Source organism: Deefgea piscis (genome assembly GCF_013284055.1).
GTDB lineage: Bacteria > Pseudomonadota > Gammaproteobacteria > Burkholderiales > Chitinibacteraceae > Deefgea > Deefgea piscis.
Genome location: NZ_CP054143.1, coordinates 2,130,231 through 2,144,659, shown reverse-complemented (window position 1 = coordinate 2,144,659; position 14,429 = coordinate 2,130,231). Strand labels below are relative to the sequence as shown.

Below are 14,429 nucleotides of genomic sequence, written 5' to 3'. Positions count from 1 at the left end.
GATCAATGATCCGGTTTTTTTATTCACTGCGAATATTATTTTTTAACTGGTGCACTGGCTTTCATTGGCATACTGGCTTTCATGGATTTATCCATTTTAGCAGGTGCCGCAGGCGCAGCCATTTTACCGCCAACTGAAATCTCACCTTTGATTTTAGTGTAAGTACCTTCTTTAATACCCGGCACTTTCATGATGTCTTCCGTCGTTTTGAAAGGACCATTTTTAGTACGGAAATCAATAATGTCTTTGGCTTTACTCGGACCAATCCCCGACAATGCCTCCAATTGCGCTTGGTTTGCCGTATTTAAGTCAACCGCCGCAAAAGCCATACTCATCAAGGCAAAACTGGCAAATACCGCAAGAAAAAGTTTTTTCAGCATAATCTAATCCCAATCAAGTTTGAAAAATAGCATCATTGCGTATCATTGGATACGTGTGGCAACTATAGCAGGCCATCTCAATAATTCCATATTTTGTCAGCCAGCAACAAGGAAACCGTATGAAGGGCATCACATCGCAGCACACTGTTGAGCATTATGAGAATTTCCCTGTGGGTTCTTTTTTGCTGCCAAAACAATACCGCCCTGCGGTTGCGGTGGTTTATCACGTTGCTCGATATGCTGATGATCTCGCCGATGAAGGCCATGCCAGTGCCAGCGAGCGCCTTGCAGCGCTTGATGAATGCAGCGCAGAACTGCAACGAATTGAACGTGGCGAGATGGCGCTCACTGCGCGATTTCAAGCGCTCGCTCCAGTCGTGCAACGCTACCAAATTCCATTACAACTGTTTGAAGACTTGTTTTCAGCCTTTCGCCAAGATGTGGTTAAAAATCGATACCAAAACTTTGGTGAAGTCATTGATTACTGCCGCCGCTCCGCCAATCCTGTTGGGCGCATTTTGCTACATATATTTGATCAAACTGATGCACGCCAATTGGCGTTGTCAGATGGCATTTGTTCGGCACTGCAACTGGTCAATTTTTGGCAAGATGTGGCGATTGATTGGCAAAAAGATCGCGTTTATTTACCGCAAGATGACTTACTTCGCTTTGCCGTGACTGAGCAAGATCTAGCCAATGGCATTGCAACTCCGGCCTTCAAACAATTGATGCACTTTCAATGTGATCGAACTCGACGCATGCTGCGCGCCGGATCGCCGCTGGGCGTACAATTGCCAGGTCGAGTCGGCTTAGAAATTCGCACCATCGTTCTCGCCGCAGATCGGGTCTTAAGTAAAATACAAACGGCACAATACGATGTGTTTAATGCCAGGCCGACCTTAAGCCGAGGCGATTGGCCCGCCATTTTATGGCAAGCACTGAAAACAGGAATCACGAAAAAAACCGCCAAATGAAACAAAAAAATCAACGTGCCTTAATCAATTTATTGACTGCTCGCTCATGGCCCGCACGCATTTCAGCCATTGTCATTCTGAGCATTGCCGCTGTCACATGGTGGAATGAAAGCACGGTTTCGCCTGGTCAGCTCGCCAAAGGCAGCAGTATCGAAGGCCAAGTGGTTGCCGTTGCCGATGGCGATACCATCACGCTACTGGATGCCAATAAGCAGCAATACAAACTGCGCTTGGCCTATATTGATGCGCCCGAAAAGGCAATGCCTTTTGGCCAAGCCGCCAAAATCCACTTGTCTGATCTGGTATTCAAACAAAATGTCAGCGCACAAATTGATGATGTTGATCGCTATGGACGTGGCGTCGCCAGAATTAGTAAAAATCAACAAGATATTAATTTGGCACAAGTGAATGCAGGTTTTGCTTGGCACTACACGACCTACGCCAAAAAAGCGCAACCAACAGCCGACTTTGCTGACTACGCCAATGCGCAACACGCAGCAAAATCGGCACGACTCGGTTTATGGCAAGACCCTCAAGCCATGCCGCCATGGGATTGGCGTAAAGCCAAGCGCAGTGAATGAGGTATTGCCACCTAGCTCATATTGCATATGACGCTTAGAGCAATACCCTTAAAGAATAACTTACAACCGTAATGAGGCAATACCCATAATACAAAACATGATGATGACAATCACCCAATAAATCGCAACATCAGTACCTTGCTGCATCACCGATGAGGTACTTCGCTCAACAAGCTACAGTTCGCAGCTTGAAAACGTCGACACACAATGACAATGACCGCTCAAATTTCGCAGCATTGTGAAATAACACCTGTAACGTCGTTACAGCTCAGTTCATCAAGGCCAAATCACTAAATATTTGGTAGAATTGCGCCAATTTATCGCAGTTCCTCACCGCATGGAATCAAAATGTCTGTAGCTCGTATTACTTTCGCCGCTGTTTTTTCTGTTATGACCTGCATGGCCTATGCCGGTGAAGCAGAAGATCTGCAGCAACTCTTACGTGCACGACAATTTGGGCAAGCGGTAGAGCGTGCGGATAAGTTTCTCGCCAAAACCCCGAAAGATGCGCAAGTTCGATTTTTACGCGCCATTGCGTTAACCGAAATGGGGCGCAATGAAGAAGCGATTAAGGCGTTTAATAAACTGTCTGAAGACTATCCGCACCTGCCTGAGCCCTACAATAATCTTGCTGTGCTGTACGCCAATACCAAGCAATTTGACAAAGCCCGTACCGCATTGCAAATGGCGATTCAAACCAATCCAAGCTATGCCATCGCCCATGAAAACATGGGTGATTTATATGCACGCCTTGCCTCGCAAGCGTATGACAAGGCATTGCAAATTGAAAACAGCAATCCGCAGCTACAAACCAAACTCAAATTAGTTGGCACCCTATTCAATCCAAATCAAGCCCCGGCAACGCGAATCGCTGCGGCGCAACCAACAACCATACCATTAGCCGCCAAAGTACTACCTGCGGCCAACAAACCCCAAGTGAGCGCTGCGGCCAATATTGGCATTATTACGCCACAGCCAACGTTACCGGCCATTGCCCCAAGTAAAACCGCTGCGCCCAAAGCAACAGCACTGGCCAGCATCAGCCCGAGCCTAACACCAAAGAGCACGCCAACGACGACGCCAAAGGCGACAAGTACGCCTAACGCTGATAAAGACAAAGATCAACGTCAGCAACAGCAAGTCATTGCCAGCGTTGAAGATTGGGCCAATGCGTGGAGCAAGCAAAATGTCGGCGCTTACGTCAACAGCTATGCCAAAGCATTCAAAGCCCCTGGCGGACGTGCCGCGTGGGAGAAAGATCGTCAAAGCAAAATTGCCGGACCTAAATCGATTGACGTCAAACTCAGCAAATTTAAAGTCAGCATGATTGACGAAAACAACGCCAAAGTCACACTGCGTCAATCGTATAAATCTGATCGCTTATCCAGCAACACCACCAAAACACTGATCATGCAAAAAAGTGGCAATCGCTGGTTGATTCTTGAAGAACGGATCGGCGGCTAAAAATCAGTATGCTACGTTTATCCCCTTGGACCAAGCGTCTACTTTGCTTGGCTGCGCTGCTTTGCTTGGCACCCGCCGCTACCCCACGTTTTTTTGAATTTAGTGATGCTTCGTTTGAGCTGAGCAGCGAAGCGAAAGGCGTGGCGCATACCGGCAGTCATGAAGAGCGAATCATCGCCGCATTGGATGCGATTCGCAGTGGCAATATGGCCGACGCTCGCGCCACCGTCGACGCGCTGATTGCCGAGCAACCCAACTATCGTCTCGCCCAATTATTACGTGCCGACCTCTACGCCATGCGCGTGATGCCGCTATCGACCATCGGCGGCGGCGTCGCCAGCGCACCGAGCAATGTGCTCGATGATTTACGCAAAGAAGCCTTAGTGCGAATCGCGCACCGCAACGATAAGATTTATGCTGATCGTTTACCGGCCAATATTGTGGCTTTTGCGCCGCAGCAAAAATTCGCCATCTTAATCGATGCCGCCACCTCTCGACTGTATGTGTTTGCCAATGACAATGGACAACCCAAACGAGTCAGAGATCATTACGTTACCGTCGGTTTATTGGGTGTTGATAAAAAAATAGAAGGTGACCAACGCTCACCACTGGGCGTTTACTTTGTTACCAGCCACCTACCTCGCGAGCAACTCGATAAAACCTATGGTTCACTGGCGGATCTATATGGTGTTGGGGCTTGGCCGATTTCTTATCCGAATGAACTCGATCGCAGTCAAAGCCGCACCGGACACGGCATCTGGCTACATGGCAGCCCAGCGGCCACGTATGCCCGAGCACCACAAGCCTCCAATGGCTGCGTCGTACTCACTAATGAAGAAATGCTCGATGTCGCCCAATATTTGCAACCGGGCAATACGCCAGTCATTTCGGTACCCGCTATCAAATGGGTTAATGCCGAGCAATGGCAACAACAACACAATGCCGGACTGGCCCTGCTGGAGCAATGGAAAAGCAGCTGGGAAACGCTCAATACCCAGCAATATTTGAATTTTTATTCGCCCGATTTTCGCAGCGGCGAAGGACAAGACATCAGCACTTGGCGTGAGCAAAAAGCGGCCGTCAACGCTGGAAAAACTTGGAGTAAAGTTCAGTTAAATGATGTATCCATTTTTGCTGCGGGCCCTCAAGCCAGCCAAATGGTAGCCACCTTTAATCAAAATTACCGCAGTAACAATTTGAATAATCAAATGAAAAAACGCTTGTATTGGCAACAAGATGCCGCAGGCTGGAAAATCGTTTGGGAAGGTAATGCGCTCAATTAATTAGGCGATCAGGGGTATTTACTTCAATCTCAAACCAGCAATCGCTTGCAAACATATACCCAATAAAAAACCCGCAATTAATCGCGGGTTTTTTATTGGCAAACATGTGTATTTACAAGGTCAGGCCACCGGTAACTTCAATCACCGCGCCATTGATATAGCTGGCTTCATCCGATGCTAAAAATGCGTAAACGTTCGCAATTTCAGCGGGCTGTGCCAAACGGCGCATTGGGACTTTTTCTTCCATCGCTTGAATGACTTTTTCTGGCATATCATTCAAAATTGGCGTTGCTACAAATCCAGGACAAATGGCATTGGCACGAATGCCTTTTTTACCGAGTTCTTTCGCCCATGTTTTTACAAAGCCAATCACGCCAAACTTGGATGCGGCATAATTGGTTTGGCCAAAATTGCCGTAAATACCCACCACTGAGGATGCGTTTAGAATCACACCAGATTTTTGCTCAATCATAGTATCCACAACCGCTTTAGTGCAGTTGTAAACACCTTTTAAATTAATATCAATCACGCGATCAAACTGATCTTCAGTCATTTTAAATAACTGCGCATCCATAACGATGCCCGCATTATTTACCAAGACGTCAATTCGCTGATATTTATCCTTCACCGCGGCCACCATCGCAGCAATGGTATCAGTCTTCGTGACATCAACCACATAACCCACTGCATCAGCGCCACCGGCAGTTAATGCCGCCACCACAGCAGCTACGCCAGCTGGATTAACGTCACACACCACGACTTTTGCACCTTCGGCGGCGAATTTAATCGCCGTGGCTTCGCCGATACCGCTCGCAGAGCCCGTAATGATCGCTACTTTATCTTTCAATCTCATAACATACCCCTACACGCTGTCAGATACCCATACGGGTTACTTATGCAGCATAGAACAAATGCTGCATCGCAACAACAGGATTTACGTCAATTGATTGTAAATCAGTGCCGATCGCACGACTTGGCGTTAGAGATCACTCTCTTGGATCAGGGAACGACAATCGACCACTCGCAAATCATTGTCGCGGGCGAAAGTCATAATAAATTCAAACACGCGTGGATCGATTTTTTCTAATTGCTTGTCAACCGCCACACAGCGCACATTGTTATGCACCATAGGCCGAACAAACGGGGCGTAAGACAGCTTTTGATCGACACCAAAAGTAGAGAGGATACCTGAGAGGCGCTCAGCCCAATCACTAGGGCGAAATTCGCGCCCGTTACTGGTAATGCCTTGAATAATGATTTCGTAGGGATTGCAGATCATGTGGGCGAATGCTTTATTTAATTCGAGAACTGTTATCAGTATAACACTCCACCTAGACTCCAGCGCATGAAAATGTAGCACCATGCTGAATAAGTACACAGCCAACAGATCCAGCAAATGACTTGCCTTTATAGGGAAAAACATTGAATAATGTTCGTTTTTTCAGCCATTTGGTCACATGCTAAGTGCTAATCGACCAGGACAAAATCTGATGCGCCACTACCTCAAGTTCAGCGATTTTACTCTAGAAGAATATCAATACCTCTTTGAACGCACGGCAAAATTAAAAGCTCGCCTCAAATCAGGTGCGCTTTATCAGCCACTACCTGGCAAAGTCTTGGGAATGATTTTTGAAAAATCATCAACTCGAACCCGCGTTTCATTTGAAGCAGGCATGTATCAACTAGGCGGCCATGCGATGTTCTTGCAATCTAAGGACACGCAACTCGGGCGCGGCGAACCGATCGAAGACGTCGCTAAAGTCATGAGCCGAATGGTGGACATCGTCATGGTGAGAACTTTCGAGCAAAGCATTATTGATCGCTTTGCCGAAAACTCATTAGTTCCCGTCATCAATGGTTTAACCAATGAATACCATCCTTGCCAAATCATGGCGGATATCTTCACTTATATCGAACACCATGGCTCGATTGAAGGGAAAACCGTTTGCTGGATTGGTGACAGTAATAATATCAGCCGCACTTGGCTACAAGCGGCAAAAATCTTCAACTTCAAACTCAATTTAGCCTGTCCACGCGGCTATGAAATGACAGTGCTTGATGGTGAAAGCTACAGCACCGACAACTTCGAAACCTTTAACGACCCTTACTTAGCCGCCATTGGTGCTGATATTGTCACCACCGACGTGTGTACGTCGATGGGCTATGAACGCGAAACCCTGCAGCGTAAAAAAGATTTTATTAACTACAAAGTTTCTGAAAGCTTAATGCAGCAAGCTAAGCCTAATGCGCTATTTATGCATTGCTTACCAGCGCATCGCGGCGAAGAAGTCGACCCTGAAGTCATTGATGGCCCGCAATCGGTAGTATGGCAAGAAGCAGAAAATCGCATGCACACCCAAAAAGCCGTGATTGAATTCTTACTACTTGGCCGTGTGAACGACTAAATGTTAGGCATCACCGATCTTTGGGCGTATGTATTGGGAACGGTACTGATTATTTTAGTACCGGGCCCTAATTCCTTATTTGCGCTCACCATGGCCAGTACTCGTGGTCGCAAAGCGGGCTTTGCGGCGGCAGCCGGCATTGTGGTTGGCGATTTAATTTTAATGCTGGCGGCCAGTTTAGGGGTTGCCTCTTTAATGAAGGCCAATCCGATTGCCTTTGATATTGTGCGTTATTTAGGCGCTGCTTATCTGACGTATATCGGTATACGCGCTTTATTTGCTAAATCGCAGAAAGATACCCCAGAGGCCACTCGCCCTCAGCATTCAGCAAAAAAAGCCTTTCGCTCTGCACTCGGCATTTCACTAGTCAATGTAAAAGCCATTTTATTTTTTATGGCGTTTTTCCCGCAGTTTGTGAACCCGAGTTACCCACATGTTTGGCATACTTTTGCCGCACTCGGGCTCATCGTGCAATTGGTCAGCATCAGCTATTTGACCACTTTAATCTTGGTCGGTAGCAGCCTAGCACGCCGACTTTCAGCTAAAATCTGGCTGAAAACATTGTTAAATAAATTAGTAGGCACTTTGTTTGTCAGCTTTGGCTTGCGCCTCGCACTGAACTGATTGAGCAATTATCTTTCTTGAACTAAAGACTAAGGCAATATGTATGTCCGATATTAATAAAGTAGTTCTCGCTTATTCCGGCGGCCTTGATACTTCTGTGATTTTGAAATGGCTGCAAGACACTTATCAATGTGAAGTTGTCACCTTTACTGCCGATCTCGGCCAAGGTGAAGAGCTAGAACCTGCCCGCCAAAAAGCGCTGCAATTTGGAATTAAGCCAGAAAATATTTTTATCGATGACTTACGCGAAGAATTTGTTCGTGACTTTGTTTTCCCAATGTTTCGTGCCAACACCGTGTACGAAGGCGAATACCTACTTGGCACTTCAATTGCCCGTCCATTGATTGCCAAACGTCAAATTGAAATCGCTAATCTAACCAATGCCGATGCGGTATCACATGGCGCAACAGGCAAAGGCAACGATCAAGTTCGTTTCGAATTGGGTTATTACGGCCTGAAACCCGACGTTAAAGTGATTGCACCTTGGCGTGAATGGGATTTGTTGTCGCGCGAAAAACTGCTGGCTTACGCAGAAAAAAACAATATCCCAGTGGATATGAAACACAAAAACGGCGGCGCACCGTACTCAATGGACGCCAACTTGCTGCACATCAGCTTTGAAGGCCGTCACCTCGAAAATCCATCGGCTGAAGCCGAAGAAACGATGTGGCGCTGGAGTGTTAGCCCAGAAGCTGCGCCAGATGCGGCTGAATACCTTGATATTGAATTTGAAAAAGGCGATATCGTGGCACTCAATGGCGTGCGTATGTCGCCAGCGACGGTGTTAACCAAACTGAATGAACTCGGCGGCAAGCATGGCATTGGTCGCTTGGACTTGGTAGAAAACCGCTACGTCGGCATGAAATCACGTGGTTGCTACGAAACACCTGGCGGCACCATCATTCTGAAAGCGCATCGCGCGATTGAATCAATCACGCTCGACCGCGAAGTGGCCCATTTGAAAGACGACCTCATGCCACGTTACGCCAGCATGATTTACAACGGTTTCTGGTGGGCTCCTGAGCGCAAAGTCTTGCAAACATTGATCGATGCCACGCAAGAAACCGTCAATGGCTGGGTGCGCGTGAAATTGTATAAAGGCAATGTGATTGTGGTGAGTCGCGACTCAAAAACCAATTCGCTATTTGATATGAATATCGCTACTTTTGATGATGACGGCGGCGCTTACAATCAAGTGGATGCCGGTGGCTTTATTAAATTGAATGCCCTGCGGATGCGAATTGCCGGCCGTTTAAATCAAAAATAATGCTCGTTTACTACGCCGATCTTGCTTAAAACCCAGTACGGCGTAGATGCAATAAGTAGTACAACAGCGCAACACAATTACTTATCGACTGAACGGCTCGGAAAATTCTGAGCCGTTTGCATTCCCTGAATCGAGATTACACATGCTAGACGCCTTATTAGCAATGGATGAAGAGCAATTCACCACTTTATCGGTGACCATTTTATGCAGTGCTTTGATCATCTATATGGGCTTTATCATTTACAATCTGGCCAAAGAATCCAAAGCAGGTAAATACGGCACCATTGTGCTGTTTTTTGTGCTTGGTTTTGGCATGCTCGGTTTTATTGCCAAAGAAATCCTATCTAAAGTATTACTCAAATAAACCGCTTACCAAGGAAGTTACTATGAGCCAATTTGATCAAGTTTCTGTATTAAAGCAAGGCAATGTCTATTTTGATGGCAAATGCGTGAGCCATACTGTTTTGTTTGCCGATGGCAGCAAAAAAACCATCGGTGTCATTCAGCCATCAGCACTTACTTTCAATACCGGCGCAGCTGAAATCATGGAAATTATTGCTGGGGTATGTTCAGTTAAACTAGCCAATGAAAGCACTGCAACTACATACTCTGCTGGGCAATCATTTAGCGTTCCAGCTAACTCAAGCTTTGATATTGAAACCATCGAAACATTGCATTACGTTTGTCATTTCGCCTAATTAATTGCAAGCTTCAAGTGAATCCACACTTGATTCACTTGAACTTCAAACCTATTTTATTTATTCATCATACTGCGAGCCTCATTATGCCTTCTTTCGACATTACCTCTGCCACCGATATGGTCGCGCTAAAAAATGCGATTGACGTGGCGGCAAAAACCATTATTAATCGTTACGACTTTAAAGGCACCAGCGCCAAAGTTGAACTGAACGAGAAAGATAAACTCATCACACTACACGGTGATTCAGATTTCCAACTCGATCAAATTAAAGATATTGTTTTCCCAGCCCTAGAGAAAAAAGAAGCCGATAGCAGCAAACGCCTAGAACAAGGCGATGTGCAAAAAGTATCGGGTAATAAAGTCAAACAAACACTCACCATCAAAGATGGCATTGACCAAGAATTAGCCAAGAAAATTATTCGCATCATTAAGGATTCAAAACTGAAAGTGCAAGCGGCGATTCAAGGCGACGAAGTCCGTATTACCGGCAAAGATCGCGATGCGCTACAAGGTGTTATTGCTTTAATGCGCCAATCGATCAGCGACTTTCCTTTGCAATACCAAAATTTCCGTGACTAATTTGCCAAGTAAGTTGTGGTAAAAACGGTGGCTTGTCGAGAAAACCCAATCAAAACAAGCCACATTTGACCTTTATCAACATCAATGACAAGGCAATAAGATTAGATAGTGTTCATCACTAGGAGAACACTATGGAAAATACCCCGCTTGCCAATATCCTAACCTCAACTATTGGTATATTGAGCCTGTTTACCATCGGCTTTATCATTGCCATGGCGATTTACCTCTATATTTATGTGCAACGCCATATCAATGCTGAAATTGCCGAACAAAATTCCAAACAAGATCAAGTCTAAATGACTCGATTTTTGTCACACAAATAAATAATGCCGAGCTCTATGAGAACTCGGCATTATTTATTTCAGAAAAAAACCATAAAAAGTCAGCGTGCGTAGAGCGAAAAAATTTCGCGATGCTCACCCAAACGATGCCCCGTCCAAACCAAATCTTTAACATTCTGTTTGGCGTCATTTTGCTGCAAAGTAAATGAACAAAGATTACCTGCTCTCGCATCAAACTGAAGATCAGTAAAATAGACCATCGCTGCAATCGGATCTTTTGATAGCTGAGAAACATCAATACAAGCCTGTGGATAAGGCTTCATGGCTTTAACTAGACTTTCAGCCACCGGACGATAGGATTTGCCCGCATCGATCCAAGTCTGAAATAAGCCAACCATCAAACCAATTACCAGCGTTAAACCACAAGTCCAATTGACTAAGGCACGACGGCCAATTGGCCGTTTGCGAAACAGCATACGCCCCCAAAGCAGAGTGACGACAATCGCAAATACTAAACCCAAGCCCAATGCAGGCATTGGCGCCGAGCTGTATTTTTGCAAATAGTCACCCAAGCCCACTGGAAATCCAGTCGCCAAAGCCAGCCAAGCCATCCACACAATGAGTGCCGCGAGCCCCAATGTGAGCAAGCTAAACCAATTTAATGCTGCAGCAGCACCTCGCCTTAGTTCATCAACACCAGCACTTGCAATCAAGGCTAAGGTAACCAAGAGCGGCAAGATCAATGGTTCACTGGTCTTACCCGATAAAACAATAAATGCCAGCTGGGCAATCAACATGGTTAATAATAATTGCCAGCGCGGCTGCAGCATTTCATGTCGAAATAAATAAATCGACCATGCCGCTAGTGGCAATGCAGGCCAAGCAAACCACACCAACACTGCCGGCAAAAAGCCAAACTCATGCCCAATTGCAAATGAGCGAGCGCCACCAAAGACACCCCATGCATAATAACGCCACCACGTTTGAAATAATTCGCCAGAGACATTTTGCAGCGAATACCCCCACAACGCAGCAAAAGGCAGCGCAATAATCAGCGCGGTAATCAGCGTTACCAGATAACTCATTTTTCGCCACTGCGAAAACAGCAATAAAAGAGATGAGATACAAACTGCCAATAATGCATCGGCCCAACTAGCACCCGTCAACAAAACTAAAAACACCAACGCCAAGATCACGCCCGCTCGCAATGGACGCTTCATCGCCAAGGTTAAGGCATAGGCCAGCCATGCAAATGCAGCCAATACCACGACCGCAGGTGACACATGATGCCCCCACAAAGGTAAGCCCAAGCAACCCAATAAAATAATAACGGCCATACGGCCAAAACGTCGACCAAACAAGTCACGAGCAGCTAAGCCCGTTCCCCACATGCCAAGTCCCATCCATAAGCCAGTACTCAATCGAGCCGCATCGTGGGCTGCAATACCAAACCAGGACAAAGCATTGGCCAATAGTGTGGCCACCCAATAATAAAGTGGTGCTTGGCTAAATTGCGGAATCTCAGCAATCGACGCAATGGTCCAATTTGAATGGCGCATAAAATAGGCCACAATGGCCATGCTGGTATTTTCATCCGGCTTCCAAGGGTCGTGCCCAACGAGTCCGGGGATAAGCCAGAACAAACAAAGTAACAGCAAAAGCCAAGGTTTATCTTGAGTTTGTCCTGCTTGGGGTGCCGATTTTAGATTCGCTTGATAGGTCAGCATGTCATATTCAATCAATTTATTCGAAATAATTTTGGCATAAACCAATAAAAAAAGGCAGCTGAAAAGCTGCCTTTTTTTATTTCTAAATCTAAATTAGCGCGTAAAACGAGCAAATTTAGAATTGAATTTCTCAATACGGCCTGCCGTATCAACGATTTTTTGCTTGCCAGTGTAGAATGGATGGCATTCAGCACAAACCTCAACGTGCAAGTCTTTGCATAAAGTAGACTCAGTTTTAAATGCATTGCCGCAAGAGCAAGTCACGTTGATTTCTTCGTAATTAGGGTGGATACCAGCTTTCATAATTTTTTTCCTTAGGTTATCGGGCGCCGGGGTTTTGCCGACGCTGCAAAGCATGGGATTATCGCAAAACAATCCCCAATCTGCAAGAATTAACGACGCATCGAGTCAAAAAAATCTAAATTCGTTTTTGTTGACTTGAGTTTATCCATCAAAAACTCCATCGCTTCCAAATCATCCATAGGATAAAGTAATTTACGTAACACCCAAATACGCTGCAACTGCTCAGGCTTAATCAGCAGTTCTTCACGACGCGTACTCGATTTATTGATATTAATCGAAGGGAAAATTCGCTTTTCTGCCATTCGGCGATCAAGTTGAATCTCGTTATTACCCGTACCTTTAAACTCTTCGTAGATCACATCGTCCATACGACTACCGGTATCAACCAAAGCCGTCGCGATAATGGTCAAACTACCACCTTCTTCAATATTTCGAGCCGCACCAAAGAATCGCTTTGGTCGCTGTAAAGCATTGGCATCGACACCACCGGTTAATACCTTGCCTGATGACGGAACGACCGTATTATAAGCACGCGCTAACCGGGTAATCGAATCGAGCAAAATCACAACGTCTTTTTTGTGCTCTACCAAACGTTTCGCTTTTTCAATCACCATCTCAGCAACTTGCACGTGGCGTGTCGCTGGCTCATCAAACGTAGATGAAACCACTTCGCCTTTCACTGAGCGCAACATCTCTGTCACTTCTTCAGGACGCTCGTCAATCAGCAATACAATCATCACCACTTCAGGGTGATTTGCGGTAATTGCATGTGCAATATGCTGCAGCATAACCGTTTTACCGGTTTTAGGCGGCGCCACCAATAAGGCACGCTGCCCTTTACCAATCGGGGCCATCAAGTCGATAACACGACCAGTGATATTCTCTTCCGCTTTAATATCGCGTTCTAACTTCAAACGTTCAGTCGGAAATAAAGGGGTCAGATTTTCAAACAGAATTTTATGCTTAGAGGCTTCTGGTGCATCGCTATTGACGCGATCAACCTTAACCAAAGCAAAGTAACGTTCGCCGTCTTTAGGAATTCGAATTTCGCCTTCAATCGAATCGCCCGTATGCAAGTTAAAGCGACGAATTTGACTCGGGCTGACATAAATATCATCAGGCCCTGCCAAATAAGATGTATCTGGACTGCGCAAGAAGCCAAAACCATCTGGCAACACTTCGAGCGTACCTTCACCGAAGATACTCTCCCCTTTTTTTGCACGATTTTTAAGTAAAGCAAAAATCAAATCTTGCTTACGCATGCGGTTGGCACCGTCAATTTCAAAACTAATCGCCATTTCGACTAATTCAGTGACGTGCAGATGTTTTAGGTCAGACAAATGCATAAATAATTACGCTTAAAATAATATAAAAGGGGAGGTATTACGGAAGTTCTAGAAGGGGTAAACAGTGATGTGATCAGATTTAACACATCACTGCTACTTTTTTGAAGCGTATATGTATTTAACTGCAGTGTCAAATATTACTATCAATAAATGCAGTCAACTGCGATTTAGACAACGCGCCAACCTTAGTTGACTTCACTTCCCCGCCGACAAAAAGCATCAACGTTGGAATACCGCGAATACCAAACTTAGGTGGTGTTGCTTGATTTTCATCGATATTTAATTTGGCCACTTTCAACTTCCCAGCATACTCAAGCGCGATGTCATCCAAAATCGGCGCAATCATTTTGCAAGGGCCACACCATTCTGCCCAGTAATCAACCAACACTGGTTCTTGAGCTTGCAGCACTTCAACATCAAAACTTGCATCAGTAACGTGTAAGATATTTTCACTCATTAGGATTCTCCAATTTCATAAAAGCATTTAAGCTAAGTAAAATAGTAACAAATAACAG

17 protein-coding genes and 1 pseudogene are annotated in these 14,429 nt (G+C 45.6%); 11 read left to right on the top strand and 7 right to left on the bottom strand.

What is annotated here, in order from left to right; all coding sequences use genetic code 11:
* Positions 1–35: 35 nt before the first annotated feature.
* Entirely contained in the window at positions 36–380 is a 345-nt protein-coding gene (locus tag HQN60_RS10050) for a ComEA family DNA-binding protein (RefSeq protein WP_173533512.1), read from the bottom strand.
* A 119-nt stretch (positions 381–499) separates the two neighbouring features.
* Here HQN60_RS10050 and hpnC point away from each other — a divergent pair, with 119 nt between their 5' ends.
* The 4 genes from hpnC to HQN60_RS10030 all read left to right on the top strand — a co-directional run bounded on the left by hpnC (position 500) and on the right by HQN60_RS10030 (position 4,682).
* Positions 500–1,354, top strand: a complete 855-nt coding sequence (gene hpnC / locus HQN60_RS10045) for a squalene synthase HpnC (RefSeq protein ID WP_173533511.1) — start codon at positions 500–502, stop codon at positions 1,352–1,354.
* Positions 1,351–1,935 (top strand): thermonuclease family protein, encoded by a 585-nt coding sequence (locus tag HQN60_RS10040; RefSeq protein WP_173533510.1) that lies wholly within the window; start codon positions 1,351–1,353, stop codon positions 1,933–1,935. The genes hpnC and HQN60_RS10040 overlap by 4 nt, the downstream gene beginning before the upstream one ends.
* Positions 1,936–2,283: 348 nt before the next feature.
* Entirely contained in the window at positions 2,284–3,399 is a 1,116-nt protein-coding gene (locus tag HQN60_RS10035; RefSeq protein ID WP_173533509.1) for a tetratricopeptide repeat protein, read from the top strand.
* Between the two features lie 8 nt (positions 3,400–3,407).
* Positions 3,408–4,682, top strand: coding sequence for a L,D-transpeptidase family protein (locus HQN60_RS10030; protein ID WP_173533508.1), 1,275 nt, complete (start codon positions 3,408–3,410; stop codon positions 4,680–4,682).
* Positions 4,683–4,794: 112 nt separating this feature from the next.
* Here HQN60_RS10030 and HQN60_RS10025 read toward each other — a convergent pair whose 3' ends face one another.
* Both HQN60_RS10025 and HQN60_RS10020 read right to left on the bottom strand, forming a co-directional pair.
* Complete coding sequence (locus tag HQN60_RS10025; protein WP_173533507.1) at positions 4,795–5,535, bottom strand: beta-ketoacyl-ACP reductase; 741 nt, start codon at positions 5,533–5,535, stop codon at positions 4,795–4,797.
* 132 nt (positions 5,536–5,667) lie between these two features.
* Positions 5,668–5,961 (bottom strand): annotated as a pseudogene (locus HQN60_RS10020) (DUF3579 domain-containing protein); the annotation flags it as partial.
* 211 nt (positions 5,962–6,172) lie between these two features.
* Between HQN60_RS10020 and argF the strand changes: the two are divergent.
* The 7 genes from argF (at position 6,173) to HQN60_RS09985 (ending at position 10,553) form a co-directional block, all read left to right on the top strand.
* Positions 6,173–7,087, top strand: a complete 915-nt coding sequence (argF, locus tag HQN60_RS10015; protein ID WP_173533505.1) for an ornithine carbamoyltransferase — start codon at positions 6,173–6,175, stop codon at positions 7,085–7,087.
* Positions 7,088–7,711, top strand: a complete 624-nt coding sequence (gene leuE / locus HQN60_RS10010) for a leucine efflux protein LeuE (RefSeq protein WP_173533504.1) — start codon at positions 7,088–7,090, stop codon at positions 7,709–7,711.
* 43 nt (positions 7,712–7,754) lie between these two features.
* Positions 7,755–8,978 (top strand): argininosuccinate synthase, encoded by a 1,224-nt coding sequence (locus HQN60_RS10005; RefSeq protein WP_173533503.1) that lies wholly within the window; start codon positions 7,755–7,757, stop codon positions 8,976–8,978.
* Between the two features lie 163 nt (positions 8,979–9,141).
* Positions 9,142–9,342, top strand: a complete 201-nt coding sequence (locus tag HQN60_RS10000) for a DUF2788 domain-containing protein (protein WP_173534676.1) — start codon at positions 9,142–9,144, stop codon at positions 9,340–9,342.
* A 22-nt stretch (positions 9,343–9,364) separates the two neighbouring features.
* A complete protein-coding gene (gene ppnP / locus HQN60_RS09995) occupies positions 9,365–9,676 on the top strand; it encodes a pyrimidine/purine nucleoside phosphorylase (RefSeq protein WP_173533502.1) in 312 nt (103 codons plus the stop codon).
* A gap of 86 nt (positions 9,677–9,762) precedes the next feature.
* Positions 9,763–10,257, top strand: a complete 495-nt coding sequence (locus HQN60_RS09990) for a YajQ family cyclic di-GMP-binding protein (RefSeq protein WP_173533501.1) — start codon at positions 9,763–9,765, stop codon at positions 10,255–10,257.
* 131 nt (positions 10,258–10,388) lie between these two features.
* Complete coding sequence (locus HQN60_RS09985) at positions 10,389–10,553, top strand: DUF3149 domain-containing protein (RefSeq protein ID WP_173533500.1); 165 nt, start codon at positions 10,389–10,391, stop codon at positions 10,551–10,553.
* 86 nt (positions 10,554–10,639) lie between these two features.
* On the opposite strand, the gene HQN60_RS09980 is transcribed toward HQN60_RS09985, so the two are convergent.
* The 4 genes from HQN60_RS09980 to trxA all read right to left on the bottom strand — a co-directional run bounded on the left by HQN60_RS09980 (position 10,640) and on the right by trxA (position 14,371).
* Positions 10,640–12,265, bottom strand: a complete 1,626-nt coding sequence (locus HQN60_RS09980; RefSeq protein WP_173533499.1) for an ArnT family glycosyltransferase — start codon at positions 12,263–12,265, stop codon at positions 10,640–10,642.
* Between the two features lie 93 nt (positions 12,266–12,358).
* Entirely contained in the window at positions 12,359–12,568 is a 210-nt protein-coding gene (rpmE, locus tag HQN60_RS09975; protein ID WP_173533498.1) for a 50S ribosomal protein L31, read from the bottom strand.
* 89 nt (positions 12,569–12,657) lie between these two features.
* A complete protein-coding gene (gene rho / locus HQN60_RS09970) occupies positions 12,658–13,914 on the bottom strand; it encodes a transcription termination factor Rho (RefSeq protein ID WP_173533497.1) in 1,257 nt (418 codons plus the stop codon).
* Between the two features lie 130 nt (positions 13,915–14,044).
* A complete protein-coding gene (trxA, locus tag HQN60_RS09965; protein ID WP_173533496.1) occupies positions 14,045–14,371 on the bottom strand; it encodes a thioredoxin TrxA in 327 nt (108 codons plus the stop codon).
* Positions 14,372–14,429 lie beyond the last annotated feature (58 nt).